General features: G+C 71.2%; 26 protein-coding genes. 8 read left to right on the top strand and 18 right to left on the bottom strand.

The features are described 5' to 3' along the window. Positions 1 to 8 precede the first annotated feature (8 nt). Together glmS and coaA are read right to left on the bottom strand one after the other, a co-directional pair. Positions 9 to 1,856: a glutamine--fructose-6-phosphate transaminase (isomerizing) gene (gene glmS / locus M3C17_RS07095; protein ID WP_259976934.1), complete on the bottom strand. Its 1,848-nt coding sequence runs from the start codon at positions 1,854 to 1,856 to the stop codon at positions 9 to 11. A 64-nt stretch (positions 1,857 to 1,920) separates the two neighbouring features. Beyond that, complete coding sequence (gene coaA, locus M3C17_RS07090; protein WP_259976933.1) at positions 1,921 to 2,898, bottom strand: type I pantothenate kinase; 978 nt, start codon at positions 2,896 to 2,898, stop codon at positions 1,921 to 1,923. Positions 2,899 to 2,901: 3 nt separating this feature from the next. Here coaA and M3C17_RS07085 point away from each other — a divergent pair, with 3 nt between their 5' ends. From M3C17_RS07085 to M3C17_RS07065, 5 genes are all read left to right on the top strand, one after another. Continuing rightward, positions 2,902 to 3,873: a Ppx/GppA phosphatase family protein gene (locus M3C17_RS07085; protein WP_259976932.1), complete on the top strand. Its 972-nt coding sequence runs from the start codon at positions 2,902 to 2,904 to the stop codon at positions 3,871 to 3,873. Between the two features lie 4 nt (positions 3,874 to 3,877). After that, positions 3,878 to 4,354 carry a VanZ family protein gene (locus M3C17_RS07080; protein WP_259976931.1) on the top strand — a complete coding sequence of 159 codons (477 nt, stop codon included), beginning with the start codon at positions 3,878 to 3,880 and terminating at the stop codon, positions 4,352 to 4,354. After that, positions 4,351 to 5,172, top strand: a complete 822-nt coding sequence (locus M3C17_RS07075) for a low molecular weight phosphatase family protein (RefSeq protein WP_259976930.1) — start codon at positions 4,351 to 4,353, stop codon at positions 5,170 to 5,172. Before M3C17_RS07080 ends, M3C17_RS07075 begins: the two co-directional genes overlap by 4 nt. 106 nt (positions 5,173 to 5,278) lie before the next feature. Continuing rightward, positions 5,279 to 5,944 carry a glycosyltransferase gene (locus M3C17_RS07070; RefSeq protein ID WP_259976979.1) on the top strand — a complete coding sequence of 222 codons (666 nt, stop codon included), beginning with the start codon at positions 5,279 to 5,281 and terminating at the stop codon, positions 5,942 to 5,944. Beyond that, positions 5,941 to 7,392, top strand: a complete 1,452-nt coding sequence (locus tag M3C17_RS07065) for a hypothetical protein (RefSeq protein WP_259976929.1) — start codon at positions 5,941 to 5,943, stop codon at positions 7,390 to 7,392. Before M3C17_RS07070 ends, M3C17_RS07065 begins: the two co-directional genes overlap by 4 nt. Positions 7,393 to 7,539: 147 nt before the next feature. Here M3C17_RS07065 and glmM read toward each other — a convergent pair whose 3' ends face one another. The 15 genes from glmM to M3C17_RS06990 form a co-directional block, all read right to left on the bottom strand. Further along, complete coding sequence (gene glmM / locus M3C17_RS07060) at positions 7,540 to 8,898, bottom strand: phosphoglucosamine mutase (RefSeq protein WP_259976928.1); 1,359 nt, start codon at positions 8,896 to 8,898, stop codon at positions 7,540 to 7,542. A 14-nt stretch (positions 8,899 to 8,912) separates the two neighbouring features. After that, positions 8,913 to 9,398, bottom strand: coding sequence for a 30S ribosomal protein S9 (rpsI, locus tag M3C17_RS07055; RefSeq protein WP_259976927.1), 486 nt, complete (start codon positions 9,396 to 9,398; stop codon positions 8,913 to 8,915). Positions 9,399 to 9,424: 26 nt separating this feature from the next. Then, positions 9,425 to 9,871, bottom strand: a complete 447-nt coding sequence (gene rplM / locus M3C17_RS07050) for a 50S ribosomal protein L13 (protein WP_259976926.1) — start codon at positions 9,869 to 9,871, stop codon at positions 9,425 to 9,427. Between the two features lie 212 nt (positions 9,872 to 10,083). Continuing rightward, complete coding sequence (locus M3C17_RS07045; protein ID WP_259976925.1) at positions 10,084 to 10,752, bottom strand: endonuclease/exonuclease/phosphatase family protein; 669 nt, start codon at positions 10,750 to 10,752, stop codon at positions 10,084 to 10,086. A 73-nt stretch (positions 10,753 to 10,825) separates the two neighbouring features. Then, on the bottom strand, positions 10,826 to 11,674 hold the full coding sequence (gene truA / locus M3C17_RS07040; protein WP_259976924.1) for a tRNA pseudouridine(38-40) synthase TruA: 849 nt from the start codon (positions 11,672 to 11,674) through the stop codon (positions 10,826 to 10,828). 37 nt (positions 11,675 to 11,711) lie between these two features. Beyond that, on the bottom strand, positions 11,712 to 13,250 hold the full coding sequence (locus M3C17_RS07035; protein WP_259976923.1) for an APC family permease: 1,539 nt from the start codon (positions 13,248 to 13,250) through the stop codon (positions 11,712 to 11,714). Positions 13,251 to 13,415: 165 nt separating this feature from the next. Beyond that, the gene (locus M3C17_RS07030; RefSeq protein WP_259976922.1) at positions 13,416 to 13,793 is read right to left on the bottom strand and encodes a hypothetical protein; all 378 of its coding nucleotides are present in this window, start codon (positions 13,791 to 13,793) and stop codon (positions 13,416 to 13,418) included. After that, a complete protein-coding gene (locus tag M3C17_RS07025) occupies positions 13,793 to 14,395 on the bottom strand; it encodes a hypothetical protein (protein WP_259976921.1) in 603 nt (200 codons plus the stop codon). The genes M3C17_RS07030 and M3C17_RS07025 overlap by 1 nt, the downstream gene beginning before the upstream one ends. Continuing rightward, positions 14,392 to 14,958, bottom strand: a complete 567-nt coding sequence (locus M3C17_RS07020) for an RNA polymerase sigma factor (protein WP_259976920.1) — start codon at positions 14,956 to 14,958, stop codon at positions 14,392 to 14,394. Before M3C17_RS07020 ends, M3C17_RS07025 begins: the two co-directional genes overlap by 4 nt. Before the next feature lie 126 nt (positions 14,959 to 15,084). Next, positions 15,085 to 15,258: a CsbD family protein gene (locus M3C17_RS07015; protein WP_259976919.1), complete on the bottom strand. Its 174-nt coding sequence runs from the start codon at positions 15,256 to 15,258 to the stop codon at positions 15,085 to 15,087. A gap of 14 nt (positions 15,259 to 15,272) precedes the next feature. Then, entirely contained in the window at positions 15,273 to 15,968 is a 696-nt protein-coding gene (locus tag M3C17_RS07010; RefSeq protein ID WP_259976918.1) for a hypothetical protein, read from the bottom strand. Then, positions 15,965 to 16,528 (bottom strand): hypothetical protein, encoded by a 564-nt coding sequence (locus M3C17_RS07005; RefSeq protein ID WP_259976917.1) that lies wholly within the window; start codon positions 16,526 to 16,528, stop codon positions 15,965 to 15,967. The genes M3C17_RS07010 and M3C17_RS07005 overlap by 4 nt, the downstream gene beginning before the upstream one ends. Continuing rightward, entirely contained in the window at positions 16,525 to 16,866 is a 342-nt protein-coding gene (locus tag M3C17_RS07000; RefSeq protein ID WP_259976916.1) for a hypothetical protein, read from the bottom strand. Before M3C17_RS07000 ends, M3C17_RS07005 begins: the two co-directional genes overlap by 4 nt. Next, positions 16,863 to 17,054, bottom strand: a complete 192-nt coding sequence (locus tag M3C17_RS06995; RefSeq protein WP_259976915.1) for a DUF2273 domain-containing protein — start codon at positions 17,052 to 17,054, stop codon at positions 16,863 to 16,865. Before M3C17_RS06995 ends, M3C17_RS07000 begins: the two co-directional genes overlap by 4 nt. After that, on the bottom strand, positions 17,051 to 17,491 hold the full coding sequence (locus M3C17_RS06990; RefSeq protein WP_259976914.1) for an Asp23/Gls24 family envelope stress response protein: 441 nt from the start codon (positions 17,489 to 17,491) through the stop codon (positions 17,051 to 17,053). Before M3C17_RS06990 ends, M3C17_RS06995 begins: the two co-directional genes overlap by 4 nt. Before the next feature lie 174 nt (positions 17,492 to 17,665). Between M3C17_RS06990 and M3C17_RS06985 the strand changes: the two genes are divergently transcribed. Both M3C17_RS06985 and M3C17_RS06980 read left to right on the top strand, forming a co-directional pair. After that, positions 17,666 to 18,277, top strand: coding sequence for a TetR/AcrR family transcriptional regulator (locus tag M3C17_RS06985; protein WP_259976913.1), 612 nt, complete (start codon positions 17,666 to 17,668; stop codon positions 18,275 to 18,277). Further along, positions 18,277 to 19,974, top strand: a complete 1,698-nt coding sequence (locus M3C17_RS06980; RefSeq protein ID WP_259976912.1) for an MDR family MFS transporter — start codon at positions 18,277 to 18,279, stop codon at positions 19,972 to 19,974. Before M3C17_RS06985 ends, M3C17_RS06980 begins: the two co-directional genes overlap by 1 nt. 89 nt (positions 19,975 to 20,063) lie before the next feature. Here the strand turns inward: M3C17_RS06980 and M3C17_RS06975 are convergent, their stop codons facing one another. Further along, positions 20,064 to 20,222 carry a hypothetical protein gene (locus M3C17_RS06975; protein WP_259976911.1) on the bottom strand — a complete coding sequence of 53 codons (159 nt, stop codon included), beginning with the start codon at positions 20,220 to 20,222 and terminating at the stop codon, positions 20,064 to 20,066. A gap of 151 nt (positions 20,223 to 20,373) precedes the next feature. Between M3C17_RS06975 and M3C17_RS06970 the strand changes: the two genes are divergently transcribed. Next, positions 20,374 to 21,207, top strand: coding sequence for a CPBP family intramembrane glutamic endopeptidase (locus M3C17_RS06970; protein ID WP_259976910.1), 834 nt, complete (start codon positions 20,374 to 20,376; stop codon positions 21,205 to 21,207). Positions 21,208 to 21,220 lie beyond the last annotated feature (13 nt).

Here is a 21,220-nt window from a genome sequence, read left to right as displayed (position 1 = left end):
TCGGCGGATCACTCGACCGTGACGGACTTGGCCAGGTTGCGGGGCTGGTCCACGTCGAGACCCTTGGCGGTGGCGAGCGCCATCGCGAAGATCTGCAGCGGCACGACCGCCAGCAGCGGCTCGAACATCGGGCCGGCGAGCGGGATGTGGATGACCTCGTCGGCGAACGGCAGCACGGCCGCGTCGCCCTCCTCCGCGACCACGATCACGCGGGCGCCGCGGGCGCGGATCTCCTGGATGTTGGAGACGACCTTGGAGTGCACGAGCGCCGAGTGCCGCGGCGACGGCACCAGCACGAACACCGGCTGCCCGGGCTCGATCAGCGCGATCGGGCCGTGCTTGAGCTCACCGGCGGCGAAGCCCTCGGCGTGGATGTAGGAGATCTCCTTGAGCTTGAGCGCGCCCTCGAGCGCGATCGGGTAGCCGACGTGGCGGCCGAGGAAGAGCACAGAGCGGGTGTCGGCCATCCAGCCGGCGAGCTGGGTCACGTGCTCCTGCTCGCCCTCCAGCACCCGAGCGATCTTCTCCGGCAGCGCGGCGAGCTCCTCGACGTCTGCCGTGGCGTCGGCGACGACCCCGCGGACCCGGCCCATGTGCAGGCCCAGCAGCAGCAGCGCCGTGATCTGGGCAGAGAACGCCTTGGTCGACGCGACGGCGACCTCGGGGCCGGCGTGGGTGTAGACGACCGCGTCGGACTCGCGCGGGATGGTCGCCCCCTGGGTGTTGCAGACCGAGAGGGTGCGGGCACCGCGCTCCCGGGCGTACTTCACGGCCATCAGGGTGTCCATGGTCTCGCCGGACTGGCTGATGGAGACGACGAGCGTGTCGGCGCCGATCACCGGGTCGCGGTAGCGGAACTCGTGCGCGAGCTCCACGTCGACGGCGACGCGCGCCCACTGCTCGATCGCGTACTTGCCGACGAGGGCGGCGTAGGACGCGGTGCCGCACGCGGTGATGATGACCCGGTTGATGCCGACGAACAGCTCGTCGAGGCCGTCGAGCTCGGGGATCACGACCTGGCCGTCCTGGATGCGGCCGCGGATGGTGTTCGCGACGGCCTCGGGCTGCTCGGCGACCTCCTTGGCCATGAAGCTCGACCAGCCGCCCTTCTCCGCGGCGGCCGCATCCCACGACACGTCGAACGGCTCGGGGGTGACCGGGGTGCCGGCGAAGTCGATCACGGTCACCGCGTCCGGCGTGATCGAGACGATCTGGTCCTGCCCGATCGCGAGCGCCTTGCGGGTGTGCTCCACGAACGCCGCGACGTCGGAGCCGAGGAAGTTCTCGCCGTCGCCGAGACCGATCACGAGCGGCGAGTTGCGGCGTGCGCCGACGACGAGGTCGGGGTGATCCTGGTGCATCGCGAGGAGGGTGAAGGCGCCCTCGAGACGGTTCACGACCGAGCGGAACGCGAGCTCCAGGTCGCCGCCGTTGCCGGCGTACTCGCGCCCGAGCAGCGCCGCAGCGACCTCGGTGTCGGTCTCGCTGCGGAAGGCCACGCCGTCCGCGATCAGCTCGTCGCGCAGGGCGGCGAAGTTCTCGATGATGCCGTTGTGGATGACGGCGAGCTTGTCCTGGTCGGCCAGGTGGGGGTGCGCGTTGACGTCGGTCGGGCCGCCGTGCGTCGCCCAGCGGGTGTGGCCGATGCCGGTCGTGCCGTCGGCGAGAGGGGCGTCCTCGAGCGAGTCGCGCAGCATGGCGAGCTTGCCGGCCTTCTTGCGCATCCCGAGCGATCCCTCGCCGTCGATCACGGCGATGCCCGCCGAGTCATAGCCGCGGTACTCGAGCCGGGCGAGGCCGGCGAGAAGGATGTCCTGGCTGGGCCGCGGGCCCACGTATCCGACGATTCCACACATGAGATACAGGGTAAGACGCGATTTTTGCGAGTCGTCCGAACAATAGCGTGGGCCGGGCGATCGGTCAGAGCTTGCGCAGCAGGACGCTCTCCACGTCGTGATCCGGGCCCTTGCGCAGCACCAGCCGGGCGCGGTGCCGGGTGGGCATCACGTTCTCCACGAGGTTCGGCATGTTGATCTCGTTCCAGTAGCCGAGCGCCGTGGTGATCGCCTCCTCGTCGGTGAGGTGCGCGAACACGTTGAAGTAGGAGGACGGGTTGCTGAAGGCGCCCTGACGCAGCGCGAGGAAGCGGTCCACGTACCACTTCTCGATGTGCGAGGTGTCGGCGTCCACGAAGATCGAGAAGTCGAAGAGATCGCTCACGGCGACGTCGTTCGGGGCGGGCGGCGGCTGCAGCACGTTCAGCCCCTCCACGATGACGACGTCCGGTCGCCGCACCACCACGTGCGCGTCCGGCACGATGTCGTAGCGCATGTGGGAGTAGAAGGGCGCGCGCACCTCGGCGGCCCCGCTCTTCACCTCGGTCAGGAACTCGATGAGCGCCCTGCGGTCGTACGACTCGGGGAAGCCCTTGCGGTCCATCAGCCCGCGCCGCTCCAGTTCGGCGTTCGGGTAGAGGAAGCCGTCGGTCGTGACCAGCTCGACCCGCGGGGTGCCCGGCCACCGGCTCATGAGCTCCCGCAGCAGTCGGGCGATCGTGGACTTGCCGACCGCGACCGAGCCCGCGACCCCCACCACGAACGGGGTCGTGCTGTCGTCCTCCTGCAGGAACGACGAGGTCGCGGCGCCGAGCTGCTTCGTGGAGGTGGCGTAGAGGCTCAGCAGCCGGCTCAGCGGCAGGTACACCTCCCGCACCTCGGTCAGGTCGAGGCGGTCGCCGATGCCGCGCAGCTCCACGACCTCCGTCTCGGTGAGCGGCTGATCCAGCCCCGCGGCGAGACGCGCCCACTCCGCGCGCCCGATCTCCCGGTACGGCGACAGCGGCAGCGTGGGGTCGGCGGTGGTCACGCGTCCATCGTAACGGCGCGCGAGTAGTCTCATCCCGTGCGCTTGGGAGTCCTCGACATCGGGTCCAACACCGTCCACATGCTCGCGGCGGACGTGCGCCCCGGCGGAAGACCGCTCGCCACGACGAGCGATCGGACGGTGCTGCGGCTCATGCGGTACCTCACCCCCGACGGGGCGATCGCCGAAGACGGCGTGCGCGCGCTGGAGGCCGCGGTGACCCAGGCGCGCCGCGTCGCCGCCGAGGAACGCGTCGACGCGCTGCTCGCGACGGCCACGAGCGCGGTGCGCGACGCCGCCAACGGGGCGGAGGTGATCGCCCGGATCGAAACCGCGCTGGGGCAGCCGCTGCAGGTGCTCGACGGCGAGACCGAGGCCGAGCTCACGTTCCTGGCGGTGCGGCGCTGGTTCGGCTGGTCGGCCGGGCAGCTGCTGCTGCTCGACATCGGCGGCGGGTCGCTGGAGATCGCCGCCGGCGCCGAGGAGCTGCCGGACGTCGCGGCGTCCGTCCCCCTCGGCGCCGGCCGGATGACCGTCCGGTTCCTCCCGTCCGATCCGCCGGGCGAGGACGACGTGGAGCGACTGCGCGCGCACGCCGCGGCCACGCTGGAGCCTGTACTGCCGCGCTTCCGCGCCCTGCCCCGGCCGGATCACGTCGTCGGCTCCTCCAAGGCGATCCGCTCGCTCGCCCGCCTGGTCGGCTACCCGGTGCCCGGCTGGTCCGGGATCGATCGGATGCTGCTGCCGCGCACGGCGCTGGGCTCGTGGATCCCCCGGCTCGCGCGGCTCCCCGCCTCGGCGCGACAGGAGCTGCCTGGCATCACCCCCGACCGCACGTTCCAGATCGTCGCCGCGGCCGTCGCCCTGCACGCGGCCATGACCGCCCTGCAGGTGGAGGAGCTGGAGGTGTCCCCCTGGGCGCTGCGCGAGGGTGTGCTGCTGCGCTACATCGAGCAGCACAGCAGTGCGGTCGAACCTGAGAGCCGCGCACACCCCCCGCGGCTAGCATGACCCGATGACCTCCACCGCCGTCGCACCCGCCCGCCCCGGCGCGATGGCGGCCCGTGCGGCCCTGGTCGGCTACCTGCTGTTCGTGGGCTTCACGGTGTGGCTTCCCGCCTCGGTCTCCGCGAAGGTCACCGGGCTCGTCGGCCTCGTCGCCTCCTGGGTGGCCGACGCCGGTCTCGCCTCCTACACGCGCAGCGCGATGGTGCTGGAGGTGCTCGCGAACGTGGCGCTGTTCGTGCCGGTCGGACTGCTGCTCGCCTTCGCGCTGCCGCGGCTGCGGACGTGGCAGGTCGTGCTGACGGGCGGGCTGATGAGCGTGGTCATCGAGACCGTGCAGGGCCTGATGCCCTCGCGCTTCCCGACCCTCAGCGACGTGATCGCGAACACCACGGGCACGCTCATCGGCGCCCTGGCCGCCCTGGTGCTGGTGCGCCTGTTCGCCCCGGGTCGTCCGGGGCGGGAGCGCCCTAGGCTGGTGTCGTGAACCCGCACCACCCCGACGGCCCCCCGCCCGGCATGAGCCGCCGCGCCTGGCGCGAACAGCAGGCCGCCGCCGCGACCGCGCCGTCCCCCGCGTCGCCCGCACCCGCGACTCCCGCACCCGCGACTCCCGCACCACTCGACGCCGCACCGCGCGAGTTCGCCCCGGTCGAGCCGCCGCGCCACGGTCCCCTCGATGCCCTGCTCGGGCAGCCCGCCGCCGACGCGCCGCGCGGCCTCACGATCCTCACGGTGTGCACGGGCAACATCTGCCGCTCGCCGCTCGCGGAGGTCATGCTGCGCCAGCGCCTCGAGCCCCTCGGCGTGCGCGTCCACAGCGCCGGCACCCATGCGCTGGTCGGCCACGGCATGCCGGAGCAGGCGCTCGAGCTGGCCGCACAGGCCGGTGTCACGTCGTCGCTGGCGACCGCGCACCAGGCGCGCTATCTGGTGGAGCCGTACCTCGCCGACGCCGACCTCGTGCTGACCATGGCGAGGGAGCACCGCTCTCATGCGGTGAAGATGATGCCCAGCATCCTCCGCCGCACGTTCACGGTGCGCGAGTTCGCGCGTCTGGCCGCCACCCTCAGCGACGCCGACGCGCGCGCTGCCGCCGAGGCGGCCGGTTCCTCTCCTGCCGAGCGCTTCGCCGCCGTCCTGCGCGCCCTCAACGATCAGCGCGGTCTCACCGCCGCGCCGCCGGAGGACGACGACGTCGTCGACCCGTACCGCCGCTCGCGCGACACCTATGCGCTGTCGGCGTCCCAGCTCACCCCGGCGCTGGCCGAGGTGGAGCGGATCGTGCGCGACGCCATCGCCTGAGCAACACCCGCTGCGGCGAATCGATCCCCTTATGCTCATCTCATGCAGGCATCCCGAGCTCCCCGTGGGATGCGCGAGGGGTTGAAGACGTGGAACTACCTTCCACATCGCCGACGACCGCTCCACCGACACGACCGCCGGTGTTTTCGACGGCGTCGACGACACGGTGGTCGAGGTGCAGGCGGTCAACCGCGGGCACGGCCCCACCGCGCTGGCCGCATACCGGGCAGGTCTCGCCGTCGACCCCGAGGTGCTCGTGCACGTGGACGGGGACGGACAGTTCCTCGGCAGCGACTTCCCGCGACTGATCGGCGCGCTCACCGCCGCAGACGCCGACGTGGTCCACGGCGTGCGCGACGGTCGCACGGACCCCTGGTACCGCCGCGCGCTCACCGGGGCGGTCGGCCTGATGATCGCCGTGGCCGCCGGCCGCCGCATCCCGGACGTGAACACGCCGCTGCGCGCGTACCGCCCCGACGCCCTGCGTGCCCTGATCGAGGCGGTCCCCGCCGATGCGACGGTGCCGCACGTGCACTTCTCGCTCGCCGAGGCCAGGGCGGGCTTCCGCGTGCGCTACCTGCGGGTGGCCAGCATCCCGCGGCGCGGCGAATCCGCCACCGGCACCATGTGGGGGCGCGGCGCCGGCGTCACGCTGCCGCCCAAGCGCCTGCGCGCCTTCGTGCGCACCGCGCTCGGCGAGGCCTGGCGGCTCTCGCTGCGGCCGTCCGCTCCGCTGCGCGCCGTCCGACGCCCGGAGCCCGTCGCGCGATGACGCGTGCGCGCACCATCCTGTTCTGGGCGGCCGCGGTCGCCCTTCTGGCGGGGCACGTCATCCTCGCCTGGCACAGCCTCACGGTGTGGCGCTTCTGGGAGGACGAGGCGTTCAACCTGACCGTGCCGCGCAACCTGCTCGCCGGTCTCGGCTACGCCAGCGACGGCGCTCTCTCCGGCTCGGTCATCACCCCGTTCGACCCGCGGATCTCCACGGGCCCCGTCGTCCTCCTTCCGGTGGCCGCGACCCTCGCGACCGGAATGGACCCCGTGATCGCGGCGCGCCTGGTGCCGCTGGCGTATTGGGTGCTGCTCCTCGGGGGACTCGCCGTGCTGGGCCGGCGCATCGGCGGTCGCTGGGCCGCGCTGCTCGCCGTCGCCGTGCCGCTCGCCTTCACCGCAGACGCCGGCGTCTCCCCGATCCAGGGGCCCGCCGATCTGCTCGGAGAGATCCCCGCGGCGGCCCTCGTGGTGTGGGCGCTGGTGGTGCTCCCCCGTCGTGCGTGGGTCGCCGGGCTGCTCGTGGGGCTGGCGGTGCAGGCCAAGCTGATCGCCCTGCTCGTGCTGCCCGCGTTCGCGGTGGCGCTGTGGGTGCTGTCGGACGGCCGCGGATGGGGGCGTCTGCTCGACACCCTGCGCCGGGGGTGGCTGCCGCTGCTGCTCGTGGGAGTGCCCACCCTGCTCGTGGAGCTCGCGGCGCTGCTGTCCCTCGGCCCTGCCGGTTTCATGGAGCATCTGCGCGCGCTCGTGCGGTTCGTCCGCAGCGGCGGGCAGGGTGACGCCGCCTCCTCCGTGCTGCAGAAGCTCGGCACGCTCGCGGACTCCTGGTCGCTGCCCGCAGCGGTCGCCGCCCTGGGAGCCGTGCTCGCCCTGGCCCTCGCGGTGACAGGGGTCGTGCGGCGGTGGCGGACGGCCACCGACTCCGAGCGCCTCGTGATCGCCTATGCGCTGGCGGCGCTCGTCGGCGCGCTGGCGTTCGTGGGCTGGTGGGCGACGGCTTCGCGGCTGCCGCTCTGGGTGCGCCACCCGGCCCCTGGCGTGTTCGCCTTCTTCCCCGTGATCGCCGCCGTCGCCGTGTGGGCCGTGCCGCGGCTCGGGCGGCAGCGGGCCGTGCGCGCTCTCGGTGCGGCAGCGGCCGGCGTGCTGGCGGCGATCGTGGCCGCGGGCGCCGTGCTGCACGTGGTGGCCTGCTTCGCGCCGCGCGACGTGACTTTGGAGGGCCAGCGCGGTGCGGTGGCCCCGCTCGCGGAGTGGGTGGCCGAGAACGACGTGCACTGGCTCGCCGCCGACCCGTGGGGGGCCGCGGTCGCCCCGATCGTGCTCACCGGCGCGCACCTCGGACTCGCCGACGCCCCGGCGATGGCGGACGAGCCCCGCCTCACGGGAGGCGCCTGCGCCACGAAGACGCTGGCCGACAGCGGCTACTTCCGCATCTGCGCGGCACCGTAACGCGCCGCACCGCAGCGCGCGGCACCGCAGCGCGCGGCCCGACGCCCCGGGTCCGCGGCCGAGCTCGGCCCACAGACGCGGAACGGCCGGCCGCTGCATCAGCGACCGACCGTTCTCGAGGTGTCTGGGTCCTCAGCGCGAGACGCGTCAGAGCGCGAGGCGCTCCTGCACCACGGCTGCGAGGCGCTCGGCGTAGGCACGGGCGGACTCCGAGTCCGCGGCCTCCACCATCACGCGCACGAGCGGTTCGGTGCCGGACTTGCGCAGCAGCACGCGACCGGTGTCGCCGAGCTCGGCCTCCACCTGTCGCACCGCGTCCTGCACGGTGTCGTCGGCGGCGACGCGATCCTTGTCGACGTCGCGCACGTTGATCAGCACCTGCGGGTACACCGTCATGACCGAGGCGAGCTCGGCGATCGACTTCTGCTGGCGGGCCATCTCGGCCACCAGGTGCAGTCCCGTCAGGAGGCCGTCGCCCGTGGTGGCGAACTCGCTCATGATGACGTGGCCGGACTGCTCGCCGCCGAGCGCGTAGCCGCCCTCGTTCATGTCCTCGAGCACGTACCGGTCGCCCACGGCCGTCTGGCGCACCGTGATGCCGTGCTCGCGCATCGCGACGTGCAGGCCCAGGTTGCTCATGACGGTGGCGACGAGCGTGTCGTCGGTGAGGACGCCGCGCTCCTTCATCGACAGGGCGAGGATCGCCATGATCTGGTCGCCGTCGACGATGTTGCCCTGCGCGTCCACCGCCAGGCAGCGGTCGGCGTCGCCGTCGTGCGCGATGCCCACATCGGCGCCGAGGCGCACCACAGCCTCCGCGAGGTTGTCGAGGTGGGTCGAGCCGACGCCGTCGTTGATGTTCCAGCCGTCGGGGTCAGCGCCGATCACGGTCACCTCGGCGCCCGCATCGCGGAACGTCTCCGGTGAGACGCCGGACGCCGCGCCGTGCGCGCAGTCGAGCACCACGTGGATGCCCTCCAGCCGGTGCGGCAGCGAGCCGAGCAGGTGCACGACGTAGCGGTCCTCCGCATCGGAGAACCGGTCGATGCGGCCGACGCCGGCGCCGGTCGGGCGCAGCATCTCGCCGTGCATGGCCTCTTCGATGCGCTGCTCGACCACGTCGGGCAGCTTGCGTCCGCCGCGGGCGAAGATCTTGATGCCGTTGTCGGGCGCCGCGTTGTGCGACGCGGAGATCATCACGCCGAAGTCGGCGTCCCGATCCGCCACGAGGAAGGCGAGCGCGGGGGTCGGGATGACCCCGGCCTCGAGCACGTCCACGCCCGAGGACGCGAGGCCCGCGGAGACAGCAGCGGTGAGGAAGTGCCCGGAGACCCGAGGGTCACGGGCGACCACGGCGGTGAGTCGCTTGCCTTCGGCCTTGCGTGCCTCCGCGGTACGGCCCTGGCCCAGGACGACAGCAGTCGCCTGGGCCAGGGTGAGCGCCAGGTCGGCGGTGAGGATGCCATTGGCGAGTCCTCGCACGCCGTCCGTGCCAAAGATCGGCATCGGAGCAGTGGACCTTAACGCTTCGAGTACTGAGGCGCCTTACGGGCCTTCTTGAGTCCGGCCTTCTTGCGCTCCTTCACGCGGGCGTCGCGCGACAGGAAGCCGGCCTTCTTCAGGGTCGGACGGTTGTTCTCCGCGTCGATGCCGTTGAGGGCACGCGCGATGCCGAGACGCAGCGCGCCGGCCTGGCCGGAGTCGCCGCCGCCCGAGATGCGGGCGATCACGTCGTAGGCACCGGCGAGGTTCAGCGCGGTGAACGGGTCGTTGATCAGCTGCTGGTGCAGCTTGTTCGGGAAGTAGTCCTCGAGCGTGCGGCCGTTGACCGTGATGGTGCCGGAGCCGGGGATCAGACGCACGCGGGCGATGGCCTGCTTGCGACGACCGACGGCGGCGCCCGGAACGCTGAGCACGGGGCGGGGAGCCGCCTCGACTGCGTCGGTCTCGGGGGTCGACGTGGAGAAGTTCTGGGGGGTTTCGGTGGTGTCCTGGATGTCAGCCACGAGTATGTCCTTAGTCTTTACGGCGCTTACTGGGCGACCTGGTCGAGGGTGTACGGCTGGGGCTGCTGCGCGGCGTGCGGGTGCTCGGCACCGACGTACACCTTCAGCTTCGACAGCTGCTGGCGGCCCAGGCTGTTCTTCGGGAGCATGCCGCGGATGGCCTTCTCCACGGCGCGGACCGGGTTCTTCTCGAGCAGCTCGGCGTAGTTGACGGCCTTCAGACCACCCGGGTAGCCGGAGTGACGGTAGGCGATCTTCTTCTGGAGCTTCTGACCCGTGAGCGCGACCTTGTCCGCGTTCACGATGATGACGAAGTCACCCGAGTCGATGTGGTTGGCGAAGGTCGGCTTGTGCTTGCCACGCAGGAGCGTCGCCGCGTGCGAGGCCAGACGGCCGAGAACGACGTCGGTGGCGTCGATGACGACCCAGTCGCGCTGGACTTCGCCAGCCTTGGGGGTGTAAGTGCGCGTCACGATAGTGCTGCTTTCTTGTGTCGAACGGAGAGGTTCGTGAATCCCACTCCGGGGTGGTTCTTCCCGACAGGGAGGAACACGCCAGTGGAGGGCTCACGTTCGGATGTGCGTCTTCCTCGCAGTACAGGGAAGGGCACCAAAGAGTCAGCATACACCACGACACCCGTCTTCCCCGAACCGCCCCCTGAGCTCGGCGTCCGCGGGGCCGACGCCTAGTCGGGGCGGACCGTCACGAGGATCGGCCGGTGATCGCTCGACCCCTGCGGCAGCGTCGTGATCCGCTCGATCTCGAAGCCGACGGACGTGGCGAAGTCATAGTGCCCGCGGAACACCCGATAACGCGTGTACGTGTGGTCGTCGCTGAGCGACAGCGCATAGCCGTGGTCGCGCACCGCCTGCCCCAGGTTCTCCTTGAAGACGGGGTAGTTGTAGTCGCCGACCATGAGCTGCGGCAGCCCTTCGCCCAGCGTCGCCAGCTCGCTCAGCGCGGCGCGGATCTGGTGCCGCCGCAGCGAGTTGAGCGCAGTGAGCGGCGCCGCGTGGAACGACGCCACGATGAACTCCCCGCCGTCGTCGATGTCGCGCAGGCGAGCTCCCAGCACGCGCTCGTGCGCGGGCTTCGCGATCCGGTCGTGCAGCGACTTCTTCAGCCCGAGCATCCGGATGCCCTGCAGCCGGTACGTGCTCTCCCGGTAGAACAGGGCGAGGCCGAGGCGGTTGCCCTGGGTCGCGTCGGCGAGCACGAGTCCGCCGATGCGGTCGGGCAGCTCGGGCACGTCGCACTCCTGCAGGCACAGGATGTCGGGGTCGTGCGCGGCGACGAGTGCGGCGAGCTCCCCGGCCGCCCGGTGCTTGCGCAGGTTGTAGGAGATGACCTTCATGACGTCCCCACGCTACCCGCCGACGCCGGGAGCCGACTCGGGATTGACACACCCGCGTCGAGGGGCCACCGGCTCACTCGGCTTCGCGGTCGCGGCGTGCGCGTGTCTGCTCCGCCCTGGCCGACAGCAGCTCGTCGGCCGGATAGCCCACCTCGGTGAGCGTGAGGCCGCGCGCGGCGAGCACCTTGAACTCGCTCGTCCTGGTGAGGGCGTCGCGCAGCACCACGAGGTCGTCCACGTCGAGCCGCCCCTCGCCCACCGCCGCACAGGCGCCGACCAGCGCGCGCACCATGCTGTGGCAGAACGCGTCGGCCTTGACCTCGGCGACGAGCACCCCGTCGGCGCCGCGCTCCCAGCGGTAGTCGAGCAGCGTGCGGATGGTGGTGGCCTCCTCCCGCGGCTTGCAGTAGGCGGCGAAGTCGTGCAGTCCGATGAGGCTGCGCGCGGCGGCATCCATCGCCTGCTCGTCCAGGCGCCCGCGGATGCTCGTGGTGTCGAGGCGATGCAGGGGGTCGTACCCCGCCTGCTCGTCGGCGAGGCGGTAGCGGTATCGGCGCCAGACGGCGGAGAACCGCGCGTCGAAGCCCTCGGGGGCGGCAGAGGAGCGCGTCACGGTCACGTCGGCGTACGCCCCGAGCACCCCGCGCATGCGGCCGGCGATGGATCCGGCGGGGTCGGCGGCGGCGCGACCGTGCCTGGCCTCGATGCGCGCCCACTGCTTCTCGTCGAGGTCGACGTGGGCGACCTGGCCGGTGGCGTGCACGCCGGCGTCGGTGCGCCCCGCGACCACGAACCGCACGTCGGAGCCGACGATCCGGGCGAGCGCCGCCTCCAGCGTGCCCTGCACGGTGCGGAGCGTCGGCTGCGTGGCCCACCCGCGGAAATGGGTGCCGTCGTAGGCGATGTCGAGCCGGATGCGCACGAGGCCAGCCTAGGACAAGCCTCGTTGCGCGCCCGCCTCAGATGCCGCCGTCGACGGAGCGGATCAGCACCCCCGGATCCTCCGGCACCATGACCTCGGTCTCGCGGTTGAGACTCTCGCCGCGGAAGAACCGCTTCGAGCGCGGGAAGAGGTACCACAGCAGCATCAGCAGCAGTCCGACCGCGAGCGATCCGATGCCGATCACGAACGTCCCGCCGATGCCGAACAGCACGGTGTATCCGTAGTCGACGTCCCACATGTCGATCGCCGACTGCACGAACGCGCCGGTCAGCAGGACCGCTCCGAGGAGCGGGAACAGCCCCTTGAAGAAGAAGTCGCGGGCCGAGCGGAACAGGTCGGCGCGGAAGTACCACACGCACGCGAAACCGGTGATCGCGTAGTAGAAGGCGATCGCGAGCCCCAGCGACAGGATCGAGTCCTGCAGGATGTTGTCGCTGATCAGAGTCATGCCGACGTAGTACAGCGAGGCCACGACGCCCATCACGATGGTCGAGAAGGACGGCGTCCTGTAGACGGGGTGCACCTCCTTGAACTTCGCCGGGAGCGCCCGGTAGACGCCCATCGCGAGCGTGCCGCGGGCGGTCGGCAGTATCGTCGTCTGCGTCGAGGAGATCGCGGAGATGATGACAGAGACCACGAGCACCCAGCCGAACGGACCGAGCAGCCCGTCCTTGATGGCGAGGAAGAAGTCGTCGGCGTTGGCCTCATTGCCGAGCCCGGTGCCGTCCTCGCCGAGTCCGGCGTACATCATCGCGGCGATGGTGACCGCGACGTAGGTGACGAGCAGGATGACGCAGGTCAGCACCGCGGCACGGCCGGGGATGCGCTTGGGGTCCTTGGTCTCCTCGTTCAGGGCCAGGCACGTGTCCCAGCCCCAGTAGATGAACAGCGCCAGCAGGATCGCCTCGGTGAAGCCGGACCAGTCGGTGAAGCCGAACGGGTTGAGCCACTCCCAGGAGAACGGCGTGGCGTCGGGAGCGTCGCCCGCGAAGAACTGCCACAGCGCGGCGACCACGAAGATCGCGAGGGCGAGGTACTGGATGGCCAGCAGCACGTTCTGGATGCGCTCACCGATCTCCACGCCACGCCAGCTGACCCAGGTCATCGCGGCGATGAACAGCACGGCGACCAGCACGACCCGCCAGTCGTTGTTCTCCAGGTCCTGGCCGATCAGGGACCAGAAGTAGACGGAGGCGATCTGGGCGAGGTTGGCCAGCACGACCATGCCCGCCACGGCGACGCCCCAGCCGCCCATCCAGCCGACCCACGGGCCGAACGCCTTGGTGCCCCACGTGAACGTGGTGCCGCAGTCGGGCACGGCGTTATTGAGCTCGCGGTACGCGAAGGCGATCAGCAGCATCGGCACGAAGGCGATGATGAAGGCGATCGGGGCCTGCGCACCGACCGCGAGCACCACGAAGCCGAGGGTCGCGACGAGAGAGTAGACGGGGGCGGTGGAGGCCAGACCGATGACGGTGGATCCCCACAGGCCGAGGGTGCCTGCCGCCAATCCTTTGCCGTCGGGTCGTTCCAGGTGAATGGGCGTCGTTGCCATGCTCAGAACAGTACGACTCCTGCGTTATCGCGTCAATCTTTTTCTCTGGACGACGGATTCCACTCTGTTGCGCGGCTGTTGCGACGGATTCAGTGGAACCAACCGACGACCCGGATGCCGCCTCCCGACCCGGCGACGCCGGCTGTCAGCGGGAGCGTCCGCACCTCAGCGGGCCGACGCCGCGACGCCCCCGCTCTGGACGTACGCCACGATCAGCGAGATGCTCTCCCGCGACAGTCCCTCGGCGGCCAGCAGCGCATCGACAGCACCCCGCGCCTCGCGCAGGATCGCGCCCGATGCCGCGCCCACGTCGACGCCGATCGACGCCTCGACCGCGATCCCGTCGGCCCCGGACGCGACGGACACGATGGGCTCGCCGCCACGGGTGCCGCCGAGAGCCGCCGTGCCCGCCCTGAGCAGGTTCGAGATGAGCGACCCGGAGCGGTACACGCCGCAGACGCCGTCCACCTCCCGCAGCAGCGCCTCGATCCGCAGGGCCAGGTCCCGGCGCTGCTCGCCGTCGACAGCAGGTCGCTCCGACATCACGACACCTCCCTGATGTCCTTGATCGCGACGTCGATCGCCACGATCTGCATCTCCGTGTGCCGACGCAGGCGGTCGTCGACCTCCGTCCGCAGACCGTCCGCCAGCGCGTGCAGCGGCGTGCCGTGCAGCACGCTCGCGTCGATCTCCACCCGCACCGGAGCGCCGGGCACGGAGACGTCGCCGTCGAGGCGGCAGCGCCCGACCAGCAGCCCGGGGACGGCCTCTTCGGCCCCGCGGATCAGTCCGCGCACCGCACCCTCGGTGATCGTCAGCTCCACCGCCTCGTCGTCGGACGCGAACGGGATGGGTCGTCCTGCTCTGGCGTCCATGGCGATGTTGCCGATGATCCGGTCCACCCAGCTGTCGTCGACGGGTCCCTCCGCTTCGGTGTCGGCCGCCATCAGCGCTCCACCCAGTCCGTGCAGGCGCGCCAGGGCGTCGAGCGCCAGCTGACACCCCGGCGACTCCTCGATGGACGCGACGCGGGGCTCGCGTCCTGACTCCAGGTAGTCGGTGAGCTCGTCGATCGTGTGCCCGTCGAGGTCGGCCGGATCGACACCGAGCCCCTGCAGCTCCGGGTTCTCGTGTCCGTCGTTCATCGCCACCCCTCCATTCGCGTGATCAGGGAGCTCCGCGCGCGCGAGAGCAGTCCGCGCACCGTGCTGGTGGGGATGCCGAGCTCGGCGGCGATCTCGTCGTAGCTGTAGCCGGCCATCTCGCGCAGCACCCAGCACTCGCGCTGCGCCTCCGGCAGTTCGCGCAGCGCTGCACCGAGCGCCGCGACTCCTTCGCGCACCTCGACGACCGCCGAGGGCGAGGTGTGCAGCGGGGCGGGGCGGTCGATCTCGGTCACGTCGACCGACGGGCGGGCGCGGCGGATGCGGTCGACCGCCTTCCGGCTCACGATCCGCATCAGCCAGCTCTTCACCTTCGTGGGGTCGTCCAGTTCGCCGAAGCGCTGCCAGGCCGTCACGAACGCCTCCTGCACCACGTCGTCCACTTCGGACGAGGCGTTGAGCATGCGGTGCGAGTAGGCGCGCATCATGGGCGTGTACCTCCGGACGAGCACCGCGAACGCCTCGACGTCGCCGTCCATCGCGCGCCCGGCGACGATGCGGTCGCCCGCCTGTTCGAGCGCCCCGCGATAGCGATCCGCTGCCATTCCCCCACCCTTCGTTCCTGCACTCCCACCGCGGGTTCGGAGTCGTCGCGGCGTCGGATCGGACCCCGCCTGCCGTCCCCGCCGGAGGGGACGTCCCTGTCCGGGCCGTCCCCTCCGCCTACGGCGTCACTTCGTGAACGTGTCCTTGACATCCTCGGCCGCGTTCCGCACGTCGCCCTTCGCCTGCTCGGCCTTGCCCTCGGCGACCAGCTTGTCGTTGTCCACGACCTCGCCGACGACCTCCTTCGCCTTGCCGGCGACCTTCTCGGCTGCAGCCTTGATCTTGTTCTCGGCGCTCATGGCGTCTCCTCTCCTCATGCGACCCCGGCCTTCGGGGTCGACGACGAACGGGTGCTCCGCGGGCTCTCCGCGACACCCTCACCGGCCAGCGACCGGCGCATCCTCTGCCTGGGCGCGAACACCTCGCGCCACCCGCGATCCGCGACGTGCAGCACCAGGGGCACCGGAGTGCCGAGCAGGGCGTCCCATTCCGCCACCGCGTCGTCCGCCGCCGCGAGGACGGCCCCCAGAGCCGCCCCCTTCCGCGGTGACACGACGAGCCCGATCACGGTGCCCCGACCCGTGCGCCGCGCGACGGCACGAGCGGACACGACGTCGGATCGCGCGGCCAGGGGCGCCGCGAGCACCCCGTCTGCCACGCTCCGGTCGATCGTGGTGCGCCCGTGCGGGCCGACGAGCCGCACCACCTCCCTCGTCCTGGAGCGGCCTCGCGTCAGGACGAACCACAGCAGCAGCACGGCCACCACGAGAGCCGCCACGGCCGCCGCGACCGGAAGCGCCGCGACACCCCCGATGGCCGCGAGCCCGATGCCCGTGTCAACCGCACGCGCCAGCAGGCGTTCGCCCTCGGCAGCCGCATCGGCGAGCGACGCGGGCAGAAGCCCCGCTGCGCGCACGCCGCCCGTGACCAGCGCGACGCCCGCGACCAGCAGCACGAGGCCGCCGAGAAGCAGCACCAGGCGGTTCAGCACACTCCCGTTGCTCCTCATCCGATCACTCCCTCTCGTGCGACGTGCACCCGCGCCGCGAGCGCGAAGCCGATCTCGGCGAGCACCGCCGTGGCCGCGTCGGCCCCTGCCTGCGGGTCGACCGGGACGCCGCTGGTCGGCGTGATCCGCACCGATGCCGTGCGGCGTCCGATGGTCACGGAGACGCGGCCGCGGGGCACGCCCGTGCGCCGGGCGACCCCGTCGGCGATCGCATCCGCGAGCACCCCGTCGTCGACGACGACACCCGAGCGCGGGGTGAGCCGCGCCCGTCGAGCCCTGCGGCCCGGCGCGAACGCCAGGGCGAGCAGCACCGCGGCGAGCGCCGTCGCCACCAGACCGGCGCCGATCGCGACCACGGGGATCGCGGCGACCATGGCGGCCCCCGCCACCACGGCATCGACCGTGAGTCTGGCGCCGGGATCGAGCATCCCCGCGACGCCCGCACCGAGCACGATCAGCAGCACGAGCAGCAGTGCGGTGGCGAACACCACGGCTGGCAGCGTGCGCGACGACCGCGTCTCCCGCCGCAGCACGCGGCGTGACGTGAGCTGCGTGGTCATGCCACTCTCCTTCCCCTGCTCCGGCGGACCCCCGTGTAGTGCACGTCGACCGCTCCGACCCGACGTGCGGCGAGGTCGCGCATGCCGCGCACGACCGCGTCCCGCAGGCTGTCGCCGCGCTCGGCCAGGGTCGTTCCCGCGGCGCCCCCCAGGGCCACGGGCACCGATACCGACACCCGCAGGTCGCCGCGCTGATCACCGAGCTGCACCGACACGTCGTCGAGCGCCACTCCCGCGGCGTCTCGGACGAGTCCGTGAGCGAGGCGCTGCAGTGCTCTGGCATCGACGGCGGTGGCCCCCGCCACCACCGTCGACGCCGGCGCACGCCCGATGCTCATGACGACGAGCGCCGTCCGCGCATGACCTCGGCGAGCGCGCGCACGTCGAGGCGACCGTCGACGATGCGGCCGACGGCGGCGCCGACGAGCATCGCGAGGAGCACGAGCAGGAACGCCCAGAAGCCCAGCGCGATCCAGGTCAGTGCGAGAGCCGCGGCCGCAGCGCCGCCGATCACCGAGGCGTTCACTGGACTCGCGCCTCCTCGGCCTCGGAGTCGTCGTCCGAGGGGAGGTGCACGTCGTTCACGCTGACGTTGATCTCGGCGACGTCCATGCCGACCAGCTCCACCATGGCGCGGTGGATCGCCGTGCGCACCTCATCGGCGACCTTCTGCAGCGACACCGGGTACTCGGCGACGATCGTCACGTCAACCGCGACCTGGGTCTCTCCGACTTCGACGCTCACGCCCTGCGCGAGGTCGGTCGTGTTGAGTGCGTCGCGGATCGCTCCCATCATCCGCGCGGCGCCGCCTCCGAGCGCGTAGACGCCGGGAACCTCCCTGGCCGCGATGCCGGCGATCTTGGCGACCACCGCATCCTCGATCGTGGTCTTGCCCACCGCCGCCGTCTGCGCCGTCGGGACGACCTGAGCCTTGGGCTGGGTGCCCCCAGTCACGTTCGCCATCTCACGCTCCTTCTTCCGTGTGTCCGCGCCGCGTGTGCGCGTGTCGTGTTCTCACGACACCACTAAGACGCACGCCGCGCATCGAATGTCACGAATTCGTCGGAATCGATTTCTTCTGGCACCGATCCAGGACTCACAGTGCACTCCAAGCTTGAAAGTGCAAACTTGCACTCTATGAGCACCAGTGCAGAATCTTCCAGGGAGCAGCGCAAGCGCGCGACCACCCGCGCGCTCACCGAGACCGCACGCCGCCTGACCACGGAGCGCGGCTTCGCCGGCTTCACGATCGAAGAGCTCTGCGCCGAGGTCGGCGTCTCCCGCCGCACGTTCTTCAACTACTTCGAGAGCAAGGAGAACGCGGTGTTCGGCTTCGCCGTCATCGACTCCGGCCAGGAGCGGCTCGAGGAGGACTTCATCGCGGCGAAGGGCGACCTCGTCGACGACTTCGTGGCCCTCACGATCGCGCGCTTCGCCCTGTTCGACCCCATCGAGCACGCGGCCGAGCTGTTCGCCGTGATCGAGCAGGAGCCGCGGCTGCTGAAAGCCGCGTTCGAGCAGCAGGAGAAGCACGAGCGGCGTGACATCGGCCTCATCCTCCGTCGCACCGGCGACGCCGGGGACGCCGAGCTGCGCGCCGAGGTGCTCGTGCAGTCGGTGGGTGCGCTCGTGCGCCTGTGCATGGAGCAGCTGCTGCACCACCACTCCACCGAGCCGTTCGCCGAGCTCATCACCCGCCGCCTGCAGCTCGCGCGCGAGCTCTACGCCCCGTCACAGAAAGCCCACTGATGTCCGCCACCGCCACCGCCGACGCGCCCTTCCTGCTCACGAAGCGGCGCATCTGGATCATCTTCAGCGCCCTCATCGCGGGCATGCTGCTCGCCAGCCTCGACCAGACGATCGTCTCCACCGCCATGCCGACGATCGTCGGGCAGCTCGGCGGCGTCGATCACCAGGTGTGGATCACCACCGCCTACCTGCTCGCGACCACCATCGTCATGCCGATCTACGGCAAGTTCGGCGATGTGCTCGGCCGCCGCCGTCTGTTCCTCGTCGCGATCGCCCTGTTCACGCTCGCCTCGGTCGGCTGCGCGCTCGCGACGGACTTCTGGATGTTCGTCGTGTTCCGCGCCCTGCAGGGCCTCGGCGGGGGCGGACTCATGATCCTCTCGCAGGCGATCATCGCCGACATCGTGCCGGCCAACGAGCGCGGCAAGTACATGGGTCCGCTGGGGGCCGTGTTCGGGCTCTCGGCGGTCGCCGGTCCCCTGCTCGGTGGCTTCTTCGTCGACCACATGACGTGGCAGTGGGCGTTCTACATCAACATCCCGGTGGGGATCGCGGCGTTCGTCATCGCGCTCGTGGCGCTCCAGCTGCCCAGCAAGAAGGCGGAGAAGCGGATCGACGTCCTCGGCGTGATCTTCCTGTCGCTCGCGACCACCTGCCTCATCTTCTTCACCGACTTCGGCGGTGACGCCGAGTTCGGCTGGGACTCGCTCGCGACGTGGGCCTGGGGTGCGGGCCTCGTCGTCTCCGCGACCGCGTTCGTCATCACGGAGTCGCGCGCCCAGGACCCGATCATCCCGCTGAGCCTGTTCCGCAACCCGATCTTCGTGAACGCGACGGCGATCGGCCTCGTGCTCGGCATCGGCATGTTCGCCGCGATCGGCTTCGTCCCCACGTTCCTGCAGATGTCGTCCGGCACGTCGGCCGCGGCGTCGGGGCTGCTGATGATCCCGATGATGGTGGGCCTCATGGGCACGTCGATCTTCTCGGGCATCGCGATCTCGAAGACCGGGAAGTACCGGATCTACCCGATCGTGGGCACCGTCGTCACGGGCCTCTCCATGGTCGCCATGACCACCCTGTCGGCGGAGACGCCCATCTGGCTGATCTGCGTGTTCCTGTTCGTGTTCGGCGCAGGACTCGGGCTGATCATGCAGGTCGTGGTGCTCGTCGTGCAGAACGCGGTTCCGGCGAGTGAGATCGGCACTGCGACCAGCACGAACAACTACTTCCGCGAGGTGGGCGCCTCGCTGGGCGTCGCCGTGTTCGGCACCCTGTTCACCACACGTCTGACGGAGAACCTGCTCGGCGTGTTCGCGGGGGCGGGCGCTTCTCCGGGCGCAGCCGCGGAGGCCGCGTCGACCATCGATCCCGCGACGCTCAACAGCCTGCCGGACGAGGTGCGCGACGGCATCGTGACGGCCTACGCCGATGCACTGGCACCGGTGTTCTGGTACCTCGTGCCGTTCGTGGTCGCAGCCCTGCTGCTGTCCCTGTTCCTGAAGCAGATCCCGCTGTCCGACGAGGCCGGTCTGGTGGCCCGTGGTGAAGCGATCACCGGAGAGGAGGCCGAGCGCCTGGAGGCCGCGCAGCGGTCGGGCGGACGGAAGTCGACCCCGGCTGCCGCATCGCCCGCGGCCGTAGCCCCCTCCCCCGCGGACACGGCCGCCGACGCGGGAGATACGGGCCGCCGCGATTGAGTTCGTCCGGCGGCCCGAGACGCCGCAGAGCAGGCACGGTCACGGGCACCGACCCGGAACGGGCCGGTGCCCGTGAACTCGACGTGCGGTCAGGGCAGGTCTGCGACGTCGACGTCGTCGTCCTCGCCGTCCACGGACGGGAGGCGGTCGGGTTCGGGGTCGTGGTCGGTGGTGGGGAAATCGGGGTCGGCGCCGAGGGCCTCGACCTCGCCGGCGTCGCCGTCGGAGGTGCTGCGCGGATCTGACATGAGGAACTCCATTCGTCGGCTGTGCGGACCCTCAGTGTCGCGAGCGGGTGCACCGGGGCCGAGGGCCTTGACACCCACGGCCTGATGTTGGACGGCGGTGGCCGGAGTACGTCACACTGAAGGCGCCCCTGCCCCCGACCCGAGGAGCCGCATGTCTCCGATCGCTGATGCCAGCCGCTGGACCCGGTTCTGGGAGCGAGGCGGCTGGTGGCGGGCGCTGCTCCTCGCCGCCGTCTACTTCGTGCTCTACCAGGCGCTGTCTCTGCTGTTCGCCCCCATGGCGGCCGGGCTCGACGACCCGGGGAGCGCCGTCGGCATCCTCGTGCTGTACGTCCTGCCGCTCGTGGTGGGGGCGCTGCTGCTGCTGGGCTTCCTCGCCTCGGTCGGCTGGTGGGGAGAGGTGTTCGGTCGGCAGCCGATCCGCGGCTCCGGGTGGATGTGGATCGCGGTCGTCGTCGTGCTGCTGTTCAACCTCCTCCGGTTCGCGACCATCGACTACGGCGCGACCGGGTTCACGGTCGTCGCGACCTGGCTGCTGGCCGGTGTGCTGATCGGCTTCGCGGAAGAGGTGCTCACGCGGGGTGTCGTGGTCGTGCTGCTGCGTCGGGCGGGGTATCGCGAGATCGTGGTCGCCGTGGTCTCGTCCGCCGTGTTCGCCGGTCTCCACGCGGGCAACCTGCTGTCCGGTCAGTCGCTGCCCGCGACACTGCTGCAGCTCGTCTACACGTTCGCGTTCGGCATCTGCATGTATCTCGCGATGCGGGTGACGGGCACCATCGTCGCGCCGATCCTGCTGCACGCCAGCACCGACCCCAGCATCTTCCTCTGGGCGGAGCACCGCGTGGAGGGGCCGCTGTCGGCGATCGCCGGACTCGGCAACATCGCCGTCATCGTCACCGGACTGATCCTGCTGCTCTTCATCCGCGGTCGCGTCGCGCCGCACGCGGTGACGGGGTCCGCACTGCCCCGCGACGCCGCGGCCTGAGCTTCCCGGCCCG

This window comes from Microbacterium sp. p3-SID336 (genome assembly GCF_025143365.1).
Classification (GTDB): domain Bacteria; phylum Actinomycetota; class Actinomycetes; order Actinomycetales; family Microbacteriaceae; genus Microbacterium.
Note: the sequence above shows the minus strand (reverse complement) of the source record. Positions and strands in the feature narration are given on the sequence as shown.